The sequence below is a fragment of the Megasphaera coli genome (genome assembly GCF_900095855.1).
Classification (GTDB): Bacteria; Bacillota; Negativicutes; order Veillonellales; family Megasphaeraceae; genus Megasphaera; species Megasphaera massiliensis_A.
In genome coordinates, this window is the sequence record NZ_FMIY01000002.1 from 23302 (window position 1) to 44026 (window position 20725).

The 20725-nt window shown below is 54.1% G+C and carries 14 protein-coding genes and 5 tRNA genes; 14 read left to right on the plus strand and 5 right to left on the minus strand.

Annotated elements, in window-relative coordinates; genetic code table 11:
- Positions 1-207 precede the first annotated feature (207 nt).
- From BQ2674_RS08675 to yqeC, 4 genes are all read left to right on the plus strand, one after another.
- Positions 208-1224: a TonB-dependent receptor plug domain-containing protein gene (locus BQ2674_RS08675; protein ID WP_316244725.1), complete on the plus strand. Its 1017-nt coding sequence runs from the start codon at positions 208-210 to the stop codon at positions 1222-1224.
- Complete coding sequence (locus BQ2674_RS08710) at positions 1137-4913, plus strand: TonB-dependent receptor domain-containing protein (RefSeq protein WP_159427193.1); 3777 nt, start codon at positions 1137-1139, stop codon at positions 4911-4913. Before BQ2674_RS08675 ends, BQ2674_RS08710 begins: the two co-directional genes overlap by 88 nt.
- 230 nt (positions 4914-5143) lie before the next feature.
- On the plus strand, positions 5144-5824 hold the full coding sequence (locus BQ2674_RS00565) for a suppressor of fused domain protein (protein ID WP_159427194.1): 681 nt from the start codon (positions 5144-5146) through the stop codon (positions 5822-5824).
- A gap of 50 nt (positions 5825-5874) precedes the next feature.
- Positions 5875-6648 (plus strand): selenium cofactor biosynthesis protein YqeC, encoded by a 774-nt coding sequence (gene yqeC / locus BQ2674_RS00570; RefSeq protein ID WP_075571955.1) that lies wholly within the window; start codon positions 5875-5877, stop codon positions 6646-6648.
- A 60-nt stretch (positions 6649-6708) separates the two neighbouring features.
- Here yqeC and aroD read toward each other — a convergent pair whose 3' ends face one another.
- The 4 genes from aroD to BQ2674_RS00590 all read right to left on the minus strand — a co-directional run bounded on the left by aroD (position 6709) and on the right by BQ2674_RS00590 (position 11673).
- The gene (aroD, locus tag BQ2674_RS00575) at positions 6709-7455 is read right to left on the minus strand and encodes a type I 3-dehydroquinate dehydratase (protein WP_075571956.1); all 747 of its coding nucleotides are present in this window, start codon (positions 7453-7455) and stop codon (positions 6709-6711) included.
- A gap of 24 nt (positions 7456-7479) precedes the next feature.
- Positions 7480-8682 (minus strand): MFS transporter, encoded by a 1203-nt coding sequence (locus BQ2674_RS00580; protein ID WP_075571957.1) that lies wholly within the window; start codon positions 8680-8682, stop codon positions 7480-7482.
- A 30-nt stretch (positions 8683-8712) separates the two neighbouring features.
- Positions 8713-9591 (minus strand): shikimate dehydrogenase, encoded by an 879-nt coding sequence (locus tag BQ2674_RS00585; protein ID WP_075571958.1) that lies wholly within the window; start codon positions 9589-9591, stop codon positions 8713-8715.
- A 75-nt stretch (positions 9592-9666) separates the two neighbouring features.
- The gene (locus BQ2674_RS00590) at positions 9667-11673 is read right to left on the minus strand and encodes an oxidoreductase (protein WP_075571959.1); all 2007 of its coding nucleotides are present in this window, start codon (positions 11671-11673) and stop codon (positions 9667-9669) included.
- A 365-nt stretch (positions 11674-12038) separates the two neighbouring features.
- On the opposite strand from BQ2674_RS00590, the gene BQ2674_RS00595 reads away from it, so the two are divergent.
- A complete protein-coding gene (locus BQ2674_RS00595; RefSeq protein WP_075571960.1) occupies positions 12039-12932 on the plus strand; it encodes a LysR family transcriptional regulator in 894 nt (297 codons plus the stop codon).
- Between the two features lie 73 nt (positions 12933-13005).
- Here BQ2674_RS00595 and BQ2674_RS00600 read toward each other — a convergent pair whose 3' ends face one another.
- Complete coding sequence (locus tag BQ2674_RS00600; protein ID WP_075571961.1) at positions 13006-13908, minus strand: DUF3829 domain-containing protein; 903 nt, start codon at positions 13906-13908, stop codon at positions 13006-13008.
- A gap of 216 nt (positions 13909-14124) precedes the next feature.
- Between BQ2674_RS00600 and BQ2674_RS00605 the strand changes: the two genes are divergently transcribed.
- From BQ2674_RS00605 to BQ2674_RS00645, 9 genes are all read left to right on the plus strand, one after another.
- Positions 14125-14200: transfer RNA gene (locus BQ2674_RS00605), tRNA-Thr, on the plus strand.
- Between the two features lie 7 nt (positions 14201-14207).
- Positions 14208-14293, plus strand: a tRNA-Tyr gene (locus BQ2674_RS00610).
- Positions 14294-14300: 7 nt separating this feature from the next.
- A tRNA-Met gene (locus BQ2674_RS00615) sits at positions 14301-14376 on the plus strand.
- 53 nt (positions 14377-14429) lie between these two features.
- Positions 14430-14505: transfer RNA gene (locus tag BQ2674_RS00620), tRNA-Thr, on the plus strand.
- Between the two features lie 5 nt (positions 14506-14510).
- Positions 14511-14587: transfer RNA gene (locus tag BQ2674_RS00625), tRNA-Met, on the plus strand.
- 72 nt (positions 14588-14659) lie between these two features.
- A complete protein-coding gene (tuf, locus tag BQ2674_RS00630) occupies positions 14660-15847 on the plus strand; it encodes an elongation factor Tu (protein WP_075571962.1) in 1188 nt (395 codons plus the stop codon).
- Between the two features lie 147 nt (positions 15848-15994).
- Positions 15995-19468: a DNA polymerase III subunit alpha gene (locus tag BQ2674_RS00635; RefSeq protein ID WP_075571963.1), complete on the plus strand. Its 3474-nt coding sequence runs from the start codon at positions 15995-15997 to the stop codon at positions 19466-19468.
- Between the two features lie 63 nt (positions 19469-19531).
- Complete coding sequence (rpmE, locus tag BQ2674_RS00640) at positions 19532-19735, plus strand: 50S ribosomal protein L31 (RefSeq protein WP_075573310.1); 204 nt, start codon at positions 19532-19534, stop codon at positions 19733-19735.
- Positions 19736-19817: 82 nt separating this feature from the next.
- Complete coding sequence (locus tag BQ2674_RS00645) at positions 19818-20720, plus strand: DUF1385 domain-containing protein (protein ID WP_075571964.1); 903 nt, start codon at positions 19818-19820, stop codon at positions 20718-20720.
- The last annotated feature ends 5 nt before the right edge of the window (positions 20721-20725 follow it).

The window sequence follows — 20725 nt, forward strand, 5'->3', positions numbered from 1 at the left end:
GAGACGCTCCGGAGCGATTCGGTTCAGTCATAGATACATGTAATTTTATGCAAAACAGATATATAAATTTTATTGTTTTTGTCCGAACGGATTATTTTCGGTCCGAATGGAGTGGAAGAAGACAGGCTTATTCCGTATTATAAAAATAATAACATTTATAATCAATATTGAATATAAACAGTATGATCGGAATTATGTGTATGTATATTGATAATAGGAGGCGAACGGAAGTATGAAGTATCACGTCAACAGGAAAACGAAGTACCTTATTCTGAATTGTGCCGTCCTGACCTGGCTGGCTCTGCCCGTTTGTGCGGCAGACAGTCCACAGGGGGGGGACATCACATTGCGACGGGGGATATCGTAGTCGCCGCCGACGCGGCTAAGGAAGAAGCCAAGTACGAATCCCAGAGCACGACGATTATCACGAAGGAGGACATCGCCGCCAAGCAGGCGAAATCCGTCGAGGACATTATCTTCAATGAAACCGGCGTGACCCGGACGGTCGATGCCATGGGCCGTGTAGGCGTATCCATTCGCGGTGCCGAGCCGCGGCATACGCTGATTCTCATCGACGGCCAGCCCGTCATGGGGGATTTTGCCAAGTATACCGGCGCCGGTGACGAGCTGCAGCGCTTGGGAACGGAAAACGTGGAGCGCATCGAGATCATCCGCGGCGCGGCGTCCGCCAAATACGGAGCCGACGCCATCGGCGGCGTCGTCAACGTTATTACCCGCAAAGCCGCCAAGAATCCGGGCCTGCAGCTCAATGCCGAAGGGCGGCGCATCAAGGGGAACGGCGACATCTTCCCGTATTCCAACTTTTTCCTGCGGGCCGATTCGGGGCGAATCGGCAATTTCCGCTTTGCCCTCTACGGCAGTAAGCGGGATATCCCGCCGATCTACGGCATCAAGGGCTTTGCCGGCATCATTCCCGGCGGCGGTATTGACGACGGTTCTCTCGTGCACAACTCCCTCCGCTATTACGGGGACATCAAGAACATCGGCTTCTCCGCCGCCTATGACCTGGGCGCCCGGCAGCGGATCGAATTCAATGCGGACCGTACGAAGGAGGATATGGAGCGGTATGTGAAGCATTCGAATTCGGGTAGCGAACCGCACATTTTAAACGCGACTTGGCGCGCAACACGTACCGCCTGTCCTACACGGGCAATAACGGCGGCAGTACGGACTGGAAGATCGACGTGGATTACGCGAAGATGAACGAAGACGACATTACGCTGACGTCTTATTACGGAAAATCGCCGTATGAGGGGAAGAACACACTCGCCTACCTGGACGACGTCATCCACAAGCAGCTGGATATCAAGGCGTCGGCCAATACGCAGATCAATGACCGCCATTTGCTGACCTACGGGCTCGGCTATACGAGAGAGACGGGCAAAGGCAGCCGTCTGAAAAGTGCGCCGCAGACCTATACCCGGTATATCAACCCCTGGGATTATGATAAAAACCTGTACAGCAAGGGCGGGAAAGGAGAACCGGCCTCCAGGATCCACGATTATCTGCTGTTTACCAACAGCAAGGGGATCCCGTACTATGACGAAGCGTACGAGCTGTACGGGATACGCGACGAAGCGGGAAATTCCCTTAAGCCTCCTTACACGTGGGAAGACTATCTGGAATACGGCCCTTACGCTCAAGGCAGTAACGTTCCGGCCGAGGCCATGGCGCGGTGGAAGGAATTTACGCGGCTCCTGCGCGAGGAAAATACGCATGACGGAGGCGAGCGGACCCGTGTTCTTCATTATTACACGCAGAGCAGCATTTATACCAAGGAGCCGATCACCTATAAAGGGCACAGCTTTAAGGAAGAATACGCCAAGCGGAAAAACAGGCAGACTATCGGTGAAGCCGAAATAAAAAAGGAGCATTTCTTCGTACAGGATACGTGGCAGCTCAATCAAAACACGACGCTGACGCCCATACTGCGCCTCGATCACAGCAGCCTGTTCGGCACGACGCTGACCTTCAACCTGGGCATGACCCATATGCTGCGGGGGAAGCCGAGCTGGCGGCTCAAGGCCAATGTCGGCACGGGCTATGCGGAACCGGGCATGGGCGAGCTCTACTACAACTGGGAGATGTACGCCGGCATGCCCGTCGGCTTTGATTTGGGCAAGCTGGGCTATTACTGGGCCGGCAATCCGCGGCTGCGGCCGGAAAAATCCCTTAACCTTGATATAGGCGTAGAGCGGGAAACGGCTGCGACGATGACGCGGCTGAACCTTTTTCACAACCGCATCAGGGACTATATGACGACCTATTTCACAGGCTATCTGATGGATTTCAATCCCAGCATAAGCGATGAGTGGAAGTGGGTGGTTCCGCCCGATATGATCTACAGCTTCAAGAATATCGGCAAAGCCGAGATCACGGGGCTGGAGGCGCAGGTGGAGCATCGCTTCAATGATCATTGGTCCGGTAAGCTGGGCTATACGTATCTCCATGCCGTCAACAAGAGCGACCCCGATATGCCGCGGCAGCTGCTGGACAAGCCGCAGCATAAGGTGGACGTCGGCATTACGTATGAGAATAAAAAAGGCGGCTGGCGCGCTTCGTTATGGGGAAACTATTATATCCGCATGCTCGACAGCCGGACCGTTGCCAATAACGGCAATTACATCGACTATGACGGAACGAAGGCGGGATATCATTTTGCCGAAGGGGGAAAACAGACGTATGAAAAGAAGACCTTCGGTTTATGGAACATCCTGGTGCAAAAGGACCTGTCGAAGGACGCAATGGTGTATTTCGGCATTGACAACCTGTTCAATCATCACGACGACGACCGGGCGCTCCAGGAACGGGTATATAAGCTCGGCGTGAATATGAAGTTCGGCGGCGCCGAGGACGGCCGTAGCGGTGCGGCTCACGCAGGAACGAAGCACTCCGCCGCAGCGGAAGAACGCAGCCCGGCCGGCTGGTTCATTACGCCGCCCTTTGAGGAGCAGAAAGAACGGGGAATCCGCCTGCTCGGCTCGTACCGTGGCCGCTGGAACAGCCACGGCGGTGCCGACCGTGCGGCGGCCCGTGTAACTAGTGTTGCGGCCGTCGGCACGGCGGAAAAGAATATGTTCGACCGGCCGGCACACGGATTCGAGCAGCGGCTGCAGCTGGGGATCGACGCCCGCCTCGACGACCGTACGAACGTCACCGTCCTGGGCAGCGCGTCGGGAATGACAGGCGTCGATACGAGGCACGATATTTCCGATTCCAAGGGCCTGAATCATCAGGGTCTGGACAAGGCGGACATAACGCGGCATGTGAAGAAGTGGGACTTCTCCGTCGGCCGCCTGACGGAGCCTCTGGGTGTAACGGGCTACTGGTTCGGCAAGGAATACGACGGCGGCCGCGCCGTCTGGACGAGCGGAAAGAACCAGGTGCGCGTCGGCTACGGCGGTTTCGGCCGCAGCACGGGCATCAGCGACTCGGCTTACACCCACGCGACGCGGCAGCTCTTTTATCGGGCGCCGACCAAGGATGAATGGCTGTGGGATACTAACGTGGACGAATATATCAGTTTAAAGGAAAAAATGGATCAGGCCGGATCCCTGGAAGAACAATTGCAATTGGGCCGCCAGTATTTGGAGGTCATTAAGGCGCAGGATCGAAAGACCTATGAAAAACTGATTTCAACGGGAGGATGGAATCAGATCTTTCCGTGGGCGCCCGATGCCTGGTATCGGGCGCGGGTATTCGATGAAAAAACCGGCGCTTTCGTCGGCGAATATATTGTAAAACACAACACTATGTATTCGTATTTCGAAGCTCATAATTGGGACGAACTGTTCAATACGGACTTCCTTCGCCGGAACGGCGAGATCATGTGGAATCAGCTGTACCCATTTGCTGAAGGCCATCTCACGGACGGCTTTTCCCGTTCCGATGTCAGCGGCAGAGTGGAGCTGGATTTTCTCTTTTACGGCGAATACACAGGCAGTCAGGAGCCGGGCGGGTACTACGGCTCGTATCAAATCGGGTTCAGACCGGATCAATTGGATCTGACCCGTGACTTTACGCGGTTTACGCGGGAAGAAGAAGGCCGCCGTTCCCTTGATGCCCTCGTAAAATATTGGATGAAGGAAGGTTCTGAACAATTTTTAAGGTATCTATCTCAATGGCAGCCGGAAGATAACAATTCCATGCCTCTGCAGGAAATCCTGGGTAAGGCGCCGGTAGCCCTGGGCGGCGGCATTGTCATTCCCGTCCTCGGCACGGTCCTCGTGCAGGACTGTGTTCCCGCCATCGACCGGGCCGGCTTCATCCAGTTCAAGCACCAATTCGGCGACCGCTTCGGCGTCCAGGCCTGGTACCTGCGTTCCCTGGGTGATGACAGGGCGCATCTCGCCTATGCGCACGGCAACAACAACGATATCTATACGTACGACAAGCTGGCCAATGTCATCGGCCTCGGTGCGGCCTGGCGCATAGGCGACAAGCTGCGCGTCTCCTTCGACTGGGGACAGAATCGAACGGACTTCGGCCGTATGCTGAACGGGCACACGCTCTATACGAATAAGATCGGTACGTCGGACTTTACCATTGACGGCAGGGCGGCAGGCGGTACGCCCCGATTCTGGGTACTGCGCTTCGATGTCGGCCGTGTCGATACGGAGGTGCCGGGCAGCTGGAACGCCTTTGCGGACTACAAGTACTTCCAGCACGGCTCTTTCTTCGGCGGCAACGGCACGGAGGGTGTGCCGGACCGGTATCTGGACGGCATCAAGTCCTTCACCGTCGGTGCGGGCTACGTGCCGGCCAGGGATTTCCTCATCGAGGCCTTCTACACCTTCGACGCCAAGGGCATCGGCAAGCGCGACACGCTCTACGGCTCGGAAAGCTTCAAGCTCGGCGACTACACGCGCATTCAGGCGACGTATAAATTCTAAAACTCTTACTTGTATATAGGACAGCGCCTCCCCCATATAACGCTGTTAAAGCGAACAGGCACGCCATACCGGAAACGGCAGGCGTGCCTGTTCGCGCGGTTCGGCTTATTCGTGTACGCGCAGGTCGGAAATGTCCGGGTGAAAATTTATATTGCAGAAATACCGACTGCCTATGCCGAGTCCGCACCGGTTTGTGTTATAATAAGTAAAATCATAAAGGAGGATATATTGTGAGCGAATATGTGCCGTCTTTTCCTTCCCATGCCGTGACGGGCGAAACGGAAAGGGAGCGATACGATTACAGCCGCGAAGTGTCCCTGTATTTTGCAGGTCTTTTTCCCGAACGGGCGAGCCGCGTCTTCAAAGCGGATCGGCTTCAGCCTGTAGGCGTGGACGTGACCGTCCTGTATCCGACGGAAGAAGAACCCTTTTACTTTCTCTACACGACGGGCATGAGCGGTCTTTCCATGGCCGAATACCTGGGCGGAGCCGCAGATGATGCCTGCTTGGCGGAGCTTTACATGATGCTGCCGGGTGACTGGCCCTTTTCTGCGGCCCGGGACGTGTCGGCGGACACGGCTGATTATCCTTGGCCCGTGCGCTTTCTGGCCGATGTGGGGCGCTTTCCCCATGAAAACGGGATGTGGCTGTCCTACGGCTTTGTCCTGCCGACGAGCGAGCGGTACGTCGCCTTTTCCGATGCGGTTCTCCTGCAATTTGACGGTGAACTGGGCGCCGTAAGGACGGATGACGGTAAGGTCATACAGCTTTTTATGCCCATGCCGCTCTACGCGGAAGAAGCCGATTTGTACGGTAAAATCGGCCCCGATGAATTGACGGAACGGGTACTGCAGTGTAACAAAGGGTCTTTTTTCGTCAATCCGCAGCGGCCTAATGCGGCAAAGGCGTAACACATACAAAAAGATATAAACTGTGAGAGATGACGATAAGGAGGCTGAATATGGCGGAAGATAAACGGTGGCTGCGCTTTTTGCAGCCCGGAATTACGGCGATTGTCGGCGCCGGCGGCAAGACGACCGTCTTGGAACGATTGGTGACGTACGGACACGGAGCAAATTTGCCCATCGTCGTGACCAGTACGGTGACCGCCGATACGGAACGCCTGGGAAATGCGGAACAAATAGATATTATACGCACGGACGACAGGAACGAGTTGGAAGCCTTTTGCGCCGAAAAGATAGAAGCCCGGCGTGTTCCCGCCTGGATTCCGGGCGATGCGGGCCTGCCGGAAAGGAAGGCGTTTTTGGCGGAAACGCTTGACTATTTGCGCGGCCGTCATCCGGCCTGGTACAATCTTGCCGAAGCGGATGTGGCCCATCACAAGTGGCTGAAGGCGCCTCTTGCCGATGATATTCCCCTGCCGCAGCACTGTAATATGATCATCGGCGTCGTCAATCTGCAAATGCTCGGTTCACCGCTGACCGAAGAGCGGGTAGCAGGGGCGGAACAGGCGGCGCTTATCATGAACCGGCCTATGGGGGCCGTCGTTACACCGGCCCTGTTGGCCAAGCTTATTCGCCATCCGCGCGGTCTCTTTCGCAGTGAAACGGAGCGGCGCGTCCTCTTCTGCAGCGGTTATAATGCCGTGCAGCATCGCATGACCGAAGCTCTCCTCGACGACTTGGAGGATTTGGAGCTCGATGCCATCGTTCTGGCCGACGGCTATAGGGAAACCTGTACCATTCGCCAATATATCAGCCGCGGTACGGGATAAGACACATAAAGGCGCCCCTGCGAATCAGCGCAGGGGCGCCTTTATGTGTCTTTGTGCGTCTTAGTGCAAGGTCTGAAGAATCTTTTGCAGCATCGTTACTTCGATTTGGCCCGGTGCCGACGCCTGCTTGGCGGAGCCGAAGGTCAGGGCGGAGCCGAAAATTTCACCGCTGATGCGGCTGACCGCACCGAGCTTGCCCATGGACATGGTAATAAGCGGTTCATCCGGATACTGAGACTTTACGTTTTCCGTAGCGCTCAGCAGAGTGAGTACGTCCTTTGCCGATTGGGGCATGCAGGCGAGCTTGGCCACATGGGCGCCGAGCTTTTTCATGCCGATAAGGCGGGAGCAAATTTCGTCGAATGCCGGCGTCTTGTCGAAATCGTGGTTGCTCATGACGACGGTTACACCGGCCTCCTCGGCAGCCGCAACGGCTTCCCTGACGGAATCGTGATTGCGAAAATATTCCAGGTCCGCGGCATCGATCTTACCGCTCTTGACGGCGTATTGAATGAGCTCGAAGTAGTACGCTTCCGGAATTTCCGTTTCTCCCCCTTCTTCCTTCGTGCGGAATGTGAAGAGGAGCGCGCTCTGCGGCAATTCCCGGCGAACCGCGTCGAGGGCCGCGCCGACGGCGTCGAGAGACTTTACGTCCCTGAGAAAGTCGATACGCAGTTCGACGACGTCGTAAATCTTGTCCTGCAGGTACTTGCATTCCTGGACGAGCTCGTCTATGGTGCGGCCGACGATGGGCACGCAAATTTTGGGAATGCCGTTGTCCAAGGGGACCGTTCCGATTTTAATCATAGTCTGATATCCTCCTGAGTGTAATTATGCTGTGCGTCTTTCTTTCATGACGCTGTTATAGCGGACATAGATGATGCAGGCAATGACGAAGCCCGCCAGGGCGATAGCCGCGTCGAGGCCCATGATCGTGTTGATGCCGCTGTCGGCCATGTAGCCCGTAACGACGGGAATCGTAAAGGAAGCGATGGAGCCGGTCGTATAAAAAATACCGGTCATCGTGCCCTTACCTTTGGGGAACATTTCCGTCATCATGACGAGGCCGAGCTGCATAACGCCGCCTGCTGCGGAGAAGCCTACAACCGCCGAGAGAACCGGTGCGAGCGCTGCGGACGGATAGTAGTACAGACCGCCGATGGCCAAGGTGGAAATGAGAGTATACGCCACGAGGAGCGTAATGGGGCGAACGCCCTTCTTCGTAACGGCTGCCGTAAAGAAAACGCAGGCCAAGGAGCCGATGGAGTAGTAGCTCATGAGGGAACGCGCCGCCATATCGCCCATCTGCGCGACTGCGACGCCGTATTTGGTGAGCCACTGGCTGATCAGATAGAACGTGGCCTGGGAAATGTAGCCGTAAAGAACAAAGCAGATGCCTTCAATATACCATTTGGACTTCGGTGCTTCCTGCACGGCGCCTTCTTCCGTACCGGTGTCTTTCTTGACGGGATTCATGGACGGATAGGACATTTTCAGCATGATGAGGAAGTTCAAGGCCAAAATAACGGCGGCGGCGATGAAGGACCAGCCGTACCATGCGTTCATGACGACGAGCATGCCGATGAAAAGGGGCAGGAGGAACTGGCCGGCCGAGATGAAGGCCTTGAGGAGAACCGTAACGGTGCTGGCGCTTTCCGGATATGATTCAATCAGCGCCGGATAGGTGCCGGCGTCGAGGAAGGAGTTGGCAATACCGGCGAGAATGCCGAAAATGTACGCAACCGTCGTAGTCGGGCTGACGAGAATGCCGAGGAAAAAGGCGATGTACGTCACCATGCCGAGGAGTACGAAGGGCTTGCGGCCGTATTTATCGGATAATTTACCCGATACGAAGAGCACGATAAGGCGGCCGATGCCGAGCATGCCGATGACGCTCATGACATCTGCCAGACTGCCCCAACGGGCTGCGAGGGCATCCATATTTTGTGCGAGAATGAGTACGCCGATGCCGTGTACGAAGTAGTTCAGATACAGGCTGAGGCACAAGGGGCGGTACGAATGTGTTTGCTCCATTAGAATAATCTCCTTTTGTATCTGCATTAATTAGAATAATACGTCTTTAATGAAGTCGACGGGCATATCCTTGCCGGTCCAAAGCTTGAAGGCCGCAGCACCCTGATAGAGCATCATGCCGAGACCGTTAAACGTATGGCAGCCCGTTTCCCGGGCCCATTTCATGAGCTTCGTTTCGCGCGGCGCATATACCGTATCCATGACGACCAGCTCCTTGTGGAGGTACGACTTGTCGGGAATGGCGACGACGTCTTCCAACGGTTTCATGCCGCATGACGTGCCGTCAATGTAAATGTCGCTGCTGTCCAGTTCGCGCTTGAGGGCGGCGCGGTCCGCCAAATCATACAACGTAACCTTGCATTCTGTACGGCTCCGCAGTTCGCCGATGACACGTTCCGCCTTGGGGAAGAATTCGTCTTTCCGGTTGAAGACCGCGATTTCACGAACGCCGTCGAGGGCCGCCTGGACGAGGATGGCCGTAGCCGCGCCGCCGGCACCGACGATGGTCATTTTCCTGCCTTTGTATTCCACGCCTTCTTCAATGAGGGACTGCATTGCGCCCGTGCCGTCCGTAATCGTACCCGTGAGTACGCCGTTGTCGTTGACGACGGTGTTGCAGGCGCCGACGATCTGTGAAGCGGGAGAGAGCTTGTCAAGGTACTGCGTAATGGGTCCCTTGTTCGGCATGGAAACGTTCCAGCCGCGTACCTTCATGGCGCGCAGGCCTTTGACCGTATCTTCGAGTGTCGAGTTATCCACTTCAAAGCAAACATATACGTAGTCGAGGCCCAATTTTTTGAAGGCTTCGTTGTGCATGGTCGGCGACATGCTGTGGCGAATAGGATAAGCGATTAAGCCGATTAATTCCGTATGACCCGTAACTCGTTCAGTAACTGCGATTTTACCCATGATACTTCCTCCTAAATAAAAATACTGTATGTGTGTGAAATTTCACTTTAAACGACATGATGTATGCCGCACAAGCTATTTATCAAAGCCGCCGACGGAGTCGATGGTCTGAAGAATGTCGCGGCCCAATTCCGTGCCGTGCATGATTTGACCGGTCTTGCGGCTGTTGCCGAAGTTGCAGAAGGGGATACCTTTTTCGTCGGCATACGTTTCAAAGGGATTGTCCGACGGAATGTCCGGGACGAGGCCCATACAGATGAAGCCGTAGTCGAAGGGGTAGTCCGCCGCGACGCCGTCTTTTGCGGCGACGAATTTATCGGGGCAGGCTTTTTGCAGGGCCGTACCGAGATGCATGTCGACGGGATGGGTTTTCAGGAGCTCCTTAAACGTCGATTTCGAAACGACGTCCAAATCCTTGCCAAAGGACGGCATCATTTCGATGACCGTTACATGCGCCTTGCGCAGAGCGAAGAATTCCATGACATCCAGGCCGACGGCGCCGGCGCCGATGATGACGATTTTTTTGCCTTCCGCGTTTGCTTCGTAGTAGGGAATATTCGCCATGAAGCCTTCAATGGAACGGATGTTGGAGCCTTCCGCATCGGTCAGCTCGCGCAGCCCTTCAATGGGCGGCAGCATGGGAACGGAGCCCGTTGCGGCGTAGAGGATGTCCGGCTGCAGCTCTTCGAGGAGTTCCTTCGTCGCCGTCGTGTTCAGGCGGATTTCCAGATTCGGCAGAGCGGCGGCGCGTTTTTCCAGGTATGCCGGGCAGTCTTCAATGCGGCGTTTTTCCGGGAAGCGGGCAATACGGCGGGCCATGCCGCCCACTTCCCGGCGTTTTTCGATAACCGTTACGCGGCAGCCTACTTCCGCCGCCGTACAGGCCGCTTCCAAACCGCCCGTGCCGGCACCGATGACGACGACGTGGAGGGGGCGCGTAATGTGCAGGCGCTTGTATGCTTCGCCTTCAATAACCGCCGGGTTGACCGTGCAGCGAACGGGTTTGGATTTGGCAATACGGTGATCCGCACAGCCGATGTTGCAGCTGATGCACTTGCGGATACAGTCCGCCCGGCCGCGCCGTGATTTATTGACCCAGTCCGGATCGGCAATGAGACCGCGGCCGATGGCGAGAAAATCCGTCTTGCCGGCACCTAAAATGTCATCGGCAATCTTCGGGTCGCGAATGTTGCCGGACAGGATGACGGGCTTGCCGAATTTTTTCCTGACCGCTTCGGAGAGGTACGCTCTCCAGCCGTCAGGCAGGTCGCATTTATCAATCTGATATTGAATGGAATCGTTTACGGCTGCCGATACGTTGATGATATCCACTTCGGGAACGATATATTCGAGGAGTGCCAATGTATCTTCAATCGTATTGCCGCCTTCAATAAATTCATCAGCCGAAATACGGAAAGAAACGGGAACCCATTTGCCGACCTTGGCACGTACCGCTTCCGTGACGAGACGGGCGAAACGGGCTCTGTTTTCGTAGGAGCCGCCGAATTCGTCGGTTCGTTTATTGTAAAGAGGCGACAAGAACTGATCCAGGAGGTACGAGTGGCCGCCGTGGATTTCGACCATGTCGAAGCCGGCGCCGACAGCGCGTTCCGCCGCTTCGGCGTATTTGTCGACAATGTTGAGAATCTCCCGCTTCGTCAAGGGGCGCGGAGCCGGATTGCCTTCCTTGGACGGAACGGAAGAAGACGAAACGGACTGGAGGCCGCCGAGGCGTTCCGGATAAGCCGAGGCGCCGGCATGGTTTAACTGAATGGACGCAAGGGCGCCGTATTTATGGATCCGTTCGGTCAGCTCAAACAACCCCGGCATGAACTGCTTGCTGTCGATGCGCAGTTGCTTTGTTCCGTTTGTCGCCAAAGGATAGTCGATACAGGCGTTTTCTACGGTAATGAGCGCCGTGCCGCCGCGGGCGCGCAGGCCGTAATAGTCTTTCATTTCTTCCGAAACTTCACCGGAGAAGGTGGCATAGTTCGTCCCCATAGGCGGCATAATGACGCGGTTACGGAAAGTCGTGCGCTTTACCGTGAAGGGCTCGAAAATATGCGGAAATTGCGTGGTCATGAGAAAATCCTCCCTGCTGGTCGTACAAGAAATACAAGTGAAAAACAGAACTAATCGTTCTTTTCGTGACTATTATACGTTGTCCTTTCCGGGAGAACAATTTTTAGTTTTGCCCGTATCAGTTTAAAAAAGCTATTAAATATGATAAGCTTGGAGCATATTGGCGTGCCTGTTCAGCGTAAAACGGCGAAAATCTCATATACACTTCTCTTACATAAGTGCGGAAAACGACGGGGAAACAAGTGTTTAAGCCGTATTGAAGGAGCGCCGCCGTTACAAAAATTAATAGAGAAATGAACTGAAGATATTGCACATACTCTATTAATTGCTGCTGTATGCGTCTTTTGTATCAGGGGGGATCGGCCGTGAATTTGAAACAGCTCGAGTATTTTGTAACCTTGGCGGAAACGGAGCACTATCGCAAGGCGGCGGAAAGCTTATATATTACGGAGCCCAGCTTGAACCGGGCCGTACGGGACTTGGAAAAAGAAATGGGCGTCCCCCTTTTTGAAAAAAGGGGTCGCAACATTTTTCTCACGCAGTACGGGAAAATGTTTTACCCGTATGTCACCAAATCTCTTGAAGAACTGCGCCGCGGCCTGCAGATCATGAAGGCCTATACGCGGCCCGACCGCGGACTCATTAACCTGGGATTTGTCTATACCATGGGTTATACGGCGGTACCGAATATGATTACACAGTTTCACAACATCGAGGGGAATGAGGCAATCGAATTTGATTTCATTCAGGGAACGACACGGGAACTCATTAAGAAGCTGAAAGAAGAGACGGTGGATCTCGTCTTTTGTTCCGCCGTCGCCGATGAGCCGGACATTCTCTTTTATCCTGTCATTGAAGAGCGGCTCGTCCTCGTAGTGCCCAAAGGCCATCCCCTGGCCAATCGGGCGTCCGTCTCACTCAAAGAAATTGAGCCGTATCCCTTTATTGCCTTTCATAAGAGCAGCGGCATGCATTCCATGGTGGAAGATCTGCTGCAGCGGGCGGACTCTCATCCCGACGTGGTCTGTCATATCGAGGAGGATAACGCCATGGCCGGTTTTGTCGCTGCAGGCTACGGTATTGCCGTCATGCCGGACTTTTATTTATTGCGCCATTATGAGGTGGAACGCGTTCCCATTGCGGACAAGGCCGATCGGCGCTATCTTTTTATGGCTGTCCACAAGCGGCACAACATGCTTCCCGTAGTGGAGCGGTTCCGCAACTTCGTTCTTGCCGGCGGACCGCATACGTCCGTGTAGATAAAAATGCCCCTTACTGCGTACTGTTTCGGCGCAGTAAGGGGCGTCCGTATGAGCGGTGACCGAAGGGATATTAATCGAGGTTATTCCGGTCTATATTGTTGATGGTGCCGATAAAGCTGTTGTAGTCGCTGACAAGGGAATTAAAATCGTTGTGTGAACGGTTTGACGACAAATAGGTACGCATATCGCCGACCAGTTCGTTTGTTTCCTGTTTGAGATTGTTTATATCGGCGGCTTTCTCACCCTTCGCTTCCAACTTGTCGGCAGCCGCTTTTATTTGAGTCAGGCGCTGTTCCACTGCCGCCGCATCCACTTGCGCCGGATCGTCTTTCTGAAGCTCATCCATGGAGAGACGGAAATCACGGGTGATTTCCAGCATTGCCGCCGCGTTGGGGCGGCCTTTCTGTTTGAGTTCATCAATTTGCGCATCCTGGAGTTCCGCGTTATGGTCGGAAATAAGTTTATCCATTTGGTTGTATGCGTTTTCAAACTGAGCGTATAAGGATAAATATTTTGCCGTCAATTCACGGCCTTTTTGATGATTGTCCTTCATGAATTCTTTGGAATCGTAATAATTTTTCATTTCCATCGAGAGCGGTACGAGTTCATCCAGATTCTTCAGAACCGCCGCCGCGCTTGTGTCGATATCGTCAAAGCCGCTGCTTTCGACAGATACTTTCTTTAAATTATTCCGTAATCCGTCGAAATCGGGCAGGCTGACGGAATCGAGGTCTTCACCGGCCCGCATTGCCTGCAGCGACGGTGCGTGAGCAAAGTCGAAGGTGACATTGTTGGCGTTGAATCTGTTCGTTATCTCAACATACGGGCTCAACCCGGCAAGGGCGGAATTGTTCTTTTCCGTACCGGGAATGCTTGCCGTACTCGAGAAGCATCCTGTCAACACGAAAAGGGCCGCCAGTGCCGTAAAGGTGAAAATAATAAGCTTTCTAAAAAGATTCGGTTTTTTTGTCATAAAAAATTCATCCTAATATGAATTCCGTTTCATTATACTATAAGACATGACTTTCAGCTATATGTGTACAAGTTTTACATATAATTTCTTAATTCAGCCCGCCGCGGCCGGCAAAACGGCCCGACGGCACGCATAGAATGGCGAACCGTGGAGAATATGGAATACATGTTGACAGACAGGGCTTTTTTGGCTATAATTGGTTATGTTCTGTGAGAGGCCGACATAGCTCAGCTGGTAGAGCAACTGACTTGTAATCAGTAGGTCGTAGGTTCAAATCCTATTGTCGGCTCCAAACATGCGGTGGGATTCCCGAGTGGCTAAAGGGAGCAGACTGTAAATCTGCCGGCGGACGCCTTCGAAGGTTCGAATCCTTCTCCCACCACCATTAGCGTCGCGGGGTGGAGCAGTTGGTAGCTCGTCGGGCTCATAACCCGAAGGTCGTAGGTTCAAGTCCTGCCCCCGCTACCAAATTTTTTTTGTCCTGACGGACAACCAATTGCATAGCTTTGAACGGTATTTAAGCTGTTGTAGCTCAGTCGGTAGAGCGTATCCTTGGTAAGGATAAGGTCACCGGTTCAATCCCGGTCAATAGCTCCATACTTGGCGGCTTAGCTCAGTTGGCTAGAGCATGCGGTTCATACCCGCAGTGTCCAGAGTTCGAATCTCCGAGCCGCCACCATAAAATAACCTCGTTTAACGGGGTTATTTCTGTATGCGTAATGTCTTATTCCTAAAAAGGGGGACGCGTAAGATGGCAAAAGAAAAATATGAAAGAACCAAACCGCATGTCAATATCGGAACGATCGGTCACGTCGACCACGGTAAAACAACACTGACCGCGGCAATCACGAAAGTCTTGTCGGAAAAAGGCTATGCCGAATTCTCCGACTATGCCAATATCGATAAGGCGCCGGAAGAACGGGAACGCGGAATTACGATTAATACGGCACACGTGGAATATGAAACGGATAAGCGCCACTATGCACACGTAGACTGCCCGGGCCATGCGGACTATGTAAAGAACATGATCACCGGTGCCGCACAGATGGACGGAGCCATCCTGGTGGTAAGCGCAGCCGACGGCCCCATGCCGCAGACGCGTGAACATATCCTGCTGGCCCGTCAGGTAGGCGTACCGGCAATGGTCGTATACCTGAACAAGGCGGACCAGGTAGATGATCCGGAACTGATCGAACTGGTGGAAATGGAAGTACGGGAATTGTTGAGCTCCTATGATTTCCCGGGAGATGAAATCCCCATCATCGTAGGGTCGGCGTTGAAAGCGTTGGAAGGCGACGAAGAAGCGAAGAAGAGCATTCTGGATCTGATGGATGCCATAGACGACTACATTCCGACGCCGGACCGGCCGACGGACAAACCGTTCCTGATGCCGATAGAAGACGTCTTCACCATAACGGGGCGCGGCACGGTAGCGACGGGGCGCGTAGAACGGGGCACGGTGAAGGTCGGCGACACGGTAGAAATCGTGGGCATGTCGGAAGAAGCGAAGACGACGGTAGTAACGGGCGTAGAAATGTTCCGTAAGCTCCTTGACCTAGCAGAAGCGGGGGACAACATCGGTGCCCTGCTGCGGGGGATAGACCGCAAGGAAATCGAACGGGGACAGGTATTGGCAAAGCCGGGGTCGATACATCCGCATACGAAATTCAAGGCGCAGGTATATGTATTGACGAAGGATGAAGGGGGACGGCATACGCCGTTCTTCACGAACTACCGGCCGCAGTTCTACTTCAGAACGACGGACGTGACGGGAGTGATTCAGCTGCCGGAAGGGGTAGAGATGTGCATGCCCGGGGACAACGTAAAGATGGACGTGGAACTGATTACGCCGATTGCGGTGGAAGTGGGATTGCGGTTTGCAATACGCGAAGGCGGCAGAACGGTGGGAGCCGGCGTGGTATCGGAAATCGAAGCGTAAGGGATAACATATAGGGATAGTGAGAGGAGTCTCGCATTGTTTCGGCAGTGCGGGGCTCTTTGCATTTGCGGGAAGATGAATTTTTTCTTCTTCAGTGTTACAATAAAACACAACCGATATTGCAGTCATCTGTCTTGAGGAGACGTTATGAAATCGTTTGTTCATTTACATAATCATACGCAGTACAGTTTGTTTGACGGCCTGTCTCGTATTCCCGCTATGGTGCAGAAGGCTAAAGAACTGGGAATGCCGGCCGTGGCTATTACGGATCACGGCAATATGTACGGCGTTATCCACCTGTATAAGGCGGCGAAAGCGGCGGGCATCAAGCCTATTTTGGGCTGTGAAATATATATGACGCGGGGCAGCCGCTTTGAGCGGAAGACGAAGGAGCGCCTTTGTCATCTCGTCCTTCTCGCCAAAGATCTGAAGGGCTACCACAATCTCGTGAAGATCGTCTCCAAGGGCTTTGTAGACGGCGAAAATAATTATCATCGCCCGCGCGTGGACTTTGATCTGCTCGAACAATATCATGAAGGCCTCATCGCCTTGTCGGCCTGCATTGAAGGACAGATTCAGCAGGATATTCTCAATCATGACGAAGCCGGGGCGCGCCGTACGTTGGAAGCGTTTATCCGTATTTTCGGAAAAGACGATTTTTATTTGGAAGTGCAGAATCACGGCATGACCGAAGAACAGGAAGTACGCCGCGTCTTTAAGGAATGGGCGCCCGAGTACGGCCTGAAGCTCGCGGCGACGAACGATTTTCACTATCTTAATAAGGAAGATGCGCCGGCACAGGAAGTGAAGCTGTGCATTTCCACGGCAGGGACGCTCGACGACCCTGCGCATTTCAGCTTTTCCAACAGCGAGTTTTACATGAAGTCGCGCGAAGAAATGGAACGCCTCTTTCCGGACATGCCTGAGGCCCTCGATACGACGCTGGAAATAGCCGCCAAGTGCGACGTGGAAATCAGCTTTGACGAGCGGCATTTGCCGCAGTTTCCCGTGCCGGCAGGTGAGACGGACGCGACGTATCTGCGCAAAATTTGTGAGGCCGCCCTGCCAGGCCGGTACAATCCCGTAACCGATGAAGTGCGGCAGCGGCTGGATTACGAGCTGGGCGTCATTGAAGACATGGGCTTTCCGTCGTACTTTCTTATCGTTTGGGACTATGTCAAATACGCGCGGGATCATCGCATTCCCGTCGGTCCCGGCCGCGGTTCCGCAGCCGGCTCGGTCGTTGCCTATCTTCTCGGCATAACCGGCTTGGACCCGCTCAAGTACGATCTTCTCTTTGAACGGTTCTTAAACCCCGCCCGCATTACCATGCCCGATATAGATATGGATTTTTGCTATGAAAACCGCGGCAGGATCATCGACTACGTGACGCGAAAATACGGCAAGGATCATGTGGCGCAGATCATCACCTTCGGTACGCTGGCGGCGCGTGCCGTTCTGCGTGACGTTGGGCGCGTCTTGAGCATGCCGCTGAGTGAAGTGAACCGCATTATGAAGACCGTGCCCAACGAGCTGGGCATTACTCTTGATAAAGCGCTGCAAATCAGCAGGGATTTTAAAAAGGAATACGAAACCAAGGCGGAAGTACGGCGTCTTGTCGACTTCGGCAAGGCACTGGAAGGGCTTGTGCGCCATTCGTCGACACATGCCGCCGGCGTCGTCATATCGGCCGCTTCCGTCGATGACTACGTACCCATGCAGTATTCTAAGGAAGGGTATTTGACGACGCAGTACGACAAAGATTTGGTCGAAGAACTGGGCCTGCTCAAAATGGACTTTCTCGGCCTGCGTACACTTACGGTCATCGGGGATGCGGTCAAGATGATCAACCGCAACTACGGTATCGATCTCGATATCGAAGCGGTGCCCCTGGACGACGAAGCTACGTGCAAACTCCTGACGGACGGCGATACGGCAGGCATTTTCCAGATGGAATCGACGGGCATTACAAACCTTGTCAGAGAGCTGGCGCCGAAACATTTCGAAGACATGATCCCCCTCGTCGCCCTTTACCGGCCGGGCCCTCTCGGCAGCGGTATGGTGGAAGATTTTATTAAGGGCAGCCACGGCGAGAAAGAGGTTACGTATCTTCATCCCCTCCTGGAGCCCATTCTCAAGGACACGTACGGCGTCATTCTTTATCAGGAACAGGTTATGCAGATCGCCTCGGCCATGGGCGGCTTCAGCCTCGGTGAGGCCGACCTTTTGCGCCGCGCCATGGGCAAGAAAAAAGAATCCGTTCTGCTCGCACAGCGGGCCCACTTCCTGGAAGGGACTCGGAAAAAGGGCATTGACGACGAGATTGCCGAAAAGGTTTTCGACCTCATGGTTTACTTTGCCGGCTACGGTTTCAACAAATCCCACTCCGCCGCTTATGCGTACGTCGCCTGGCAAACGGCATATCTCAAGGCGCATTACTGCGCCGAATTTATGGCCGCCACCATGACGAGCATGATGAATGATGTCAGTAAAATCAGCTATTACGCAGCCGAATGCAAGCGCCGCAACGTGTCCGTCCTCTCGCCGGACGTGAACGAAAGTATGTCCGTCTTTTCCGTACAGAACGGCAATATTCGTTTCGGCCTGGCCGGTATTAAGAGCGTCGGTGAAAATGCCATCAATGCCATTCTGGAAGCGCGCGAGAAAGACGGGCCCTTTACATCTCTCAGCGATTTCTGCGGCCGTGTCGATTCGCGCGTCGTTAACCGTCGTGCCTTGGAAAGCCTTATTCACTGCGGCGCCATGGATTCGTTCGGCAAGAAACGCGCCCAGCTCATTGCGGTTCTCGACCGGGCCGTCTCTATGGGAGCCCTGCGTCAGCAGGACCGTGCGTCCGGGCAGATGGGACTCTTTGATATGGAAGACGATGCGAATGTGACCGAGCTGACCTACCCGGACGTACCGGAATTTCCCTTGGAGGCGCGCCTGGCTATGGAAAAGGAATACGACGGCTTCTACTTCAGCGGCCATCCTCTGGACGCTTACGAGGAGGCCATGAAGGGGCTCACGCCTCTGGCCGTTCTCTATGATGACGAGGCTGCACAATATGACGGCAAAGTCCTGCGCGCAGGCGGCCTTATTACGGCGTGCCGCCAGGTGATGACGAAGCGCAGCGACATGATGGCCATTTTGACTGTAGAAGATTTTACGCACACCGTCACGGTCGTCGTCTTTCCCAAGACCTTTGCCAAATGCCGTTCCCTCATGGCCGTCGATACGGTCGTCACCGTCAGGGGGCGGGCCGACATAACGGACGAGGAAGTACAGATCATAGCTGACGAAGTCTTGCCTTTGGACGAAGCGGCAGCGGCGGAATCGGAAAAGAGAAATTCCGTGTATATTGCACCCCGAGACCTGTGGCGGGCCGGGCAGGGCGAAAAACTCTTCATCAAGATTCCCGCCCGCTTCGAACACTCGTCCCTCGCTGCCGACGTCGCGGCCGTTTTGAAAAAATACCCCGGCCCGACAAAGGTCTACTTTCATTTGGCGGGCAGTCAAAAGACCTTTCTTGCGGAACGGCAGTACTGGATTACGGCAGGCCCCGAACTGCAGCAGGACCTGGCGGAACTTTTGGAAGCAGGTACGTTTATATTGCAATAAAGGCGCCTTTATGCTATAATCCTCAAGTATGGGTTTAGTATGCTTGGAGAAGAGGTGTGAATGGTGAAGGAAGGTATCCATCCGAATTATGGTAAGGCCGTAGTAACGTGTGCATGCGGCAATACTTTTGAAACAGGTTCCACAGTGCCGGAACTGCGTGTTGAAATTTGCTCTAAATGCCACCCGTTCTTTACAGGCCAGCAGCGTGCTCAGGCAGCCCGCGGCCGTATTGAGCAGTTTAATAAACGTTACGGTAAAAAAAGCTAAACAGCTGAATAACAGCAGCACAAGCGGTAGGCAGAGCAGGAATGCTCTGCTCTATTTGTTTGTATGGAAAAGGGAGGTTCTCTTGGATAAACCTGTATATGTCGGCGGCCAGGCGGTCATTGAAGGCGTCATGATGCGCGGCCCCGAGTATATTGCTACTGCCGTACGGACGCCGTCCGGCGATATAACCGTAAAAAAAGAAAAGGTTCATTCTTTGACGGAGCGCTTTCCTGTTTTGAAGAAGCCCTTCATTCGCGGCACAATTGCCTTGGGAGAGTCACTCGTATACGGCATGAAAAGCCTGTCCTATTCGGCCATGGCGGCAGGTGAAGAGGAGGAGCAAATGACGAATCGCCAAATCGCCGGGACAATGATCTTTTCCGTCGTTATGGCAATTATATTTTTCGTCGCCATCCCGACCTTTGCGGCCAAGTTTTTATTGGGCGCCGTTACGGATCCGGTTCTCCTCAATATTGCCGAAGGCGTATTGCGGCTCTGCATTTTTCTCCTCTACATTTGGGGTATTTCCCTGACGGCCGATATTCGCCGCGTTTTTGAATACCACGGCGCCGAGCACAAGACGATTTGGGCCTATGAAAAGGGACTGTCCCTGACGGTGGAAAATGTGCGCGCCCAAGTGCGGCTGCACCCGCGGTGCGGTACGAATTTTCTCTTGATCGTCATGGTCGTGGCCATCTTCGTCTTCGCTTTTTTAGGTTGGCCCGATTTGCTCATGCGCATACTGTCGCGTATCGTTTTAATGCCTGTCGTGGCGGGTATCAGTTATGAATTGATCCGCCTTGCGGGCAGGACGAAAAATCCCGTTGTCAGGGCATTGTTCAAACCGGGTTTGTGGCTTCAGTACTTGACGACACGTGAACCCCATGACGATCAGATTGAAGTCGCCATCAAAGCCCTTGACGCGGCGCGCCCTCATACGGAAGCGGAAATCGCGGCGGCCCGTGCCAAAGGGGATACACAGTAATCGAG

Coding starts and splice junctions, on each gene's coding strand:
- BQ2674_RS00580 (WP_075571957.1), bottom strand. CDS start 8,682: ATGGAGCAAACACATTCGTACCGCCCCTTGTGCCTCAGCCTGTATCTG.
- BQ2674_RS00600 (WP_075571961.1), bottom strand. CDS start 13,908: ATGACAAAAAAACCGAATCTTTTTAGAAAGCTTATTATTTTCACCTTT.
- BQ2674_RS00635 (WP_075571963.1), top strand. CDS start 15,995: ATGAAATCGTTTGTTCATTTACATAATCATACGCAGTACAGTTTGTTT.
- aroD (WP_075571956.1), bottom strand. CDS start 7,455: ATGATTAAAATCGGAACGGTCCCCTTGGACAACGGCATTCCCAAAATT.
- BQ2674_RS00585 (WP_075571958.1), bottom strand. CDS start 9,591: ATGGGTAAAATCGCAGTTACTGAACGAGTTACGGGTCATACGGAATTA.
- BQ2674_RS00590 (WP_075571959.1), bottom strand. CDS start 11,673: ATGACCACGCAATTTCCGCATATTTTCGAGCCCTTCACGGTAAAGCGC.
- yqeC (WP_075571955.1), top strand. CDS start 5,875: ATGGCGGAAGATAAACGGTGGCTGCGCTTTTTGCAGCCCGGAATTACG.
- tuf (WP_075571962.1), top strand. CDS start 14,660: ATGGCAAAAGAAAAATATGAAAGAACCAAACCGCATGTCAATATCGGA.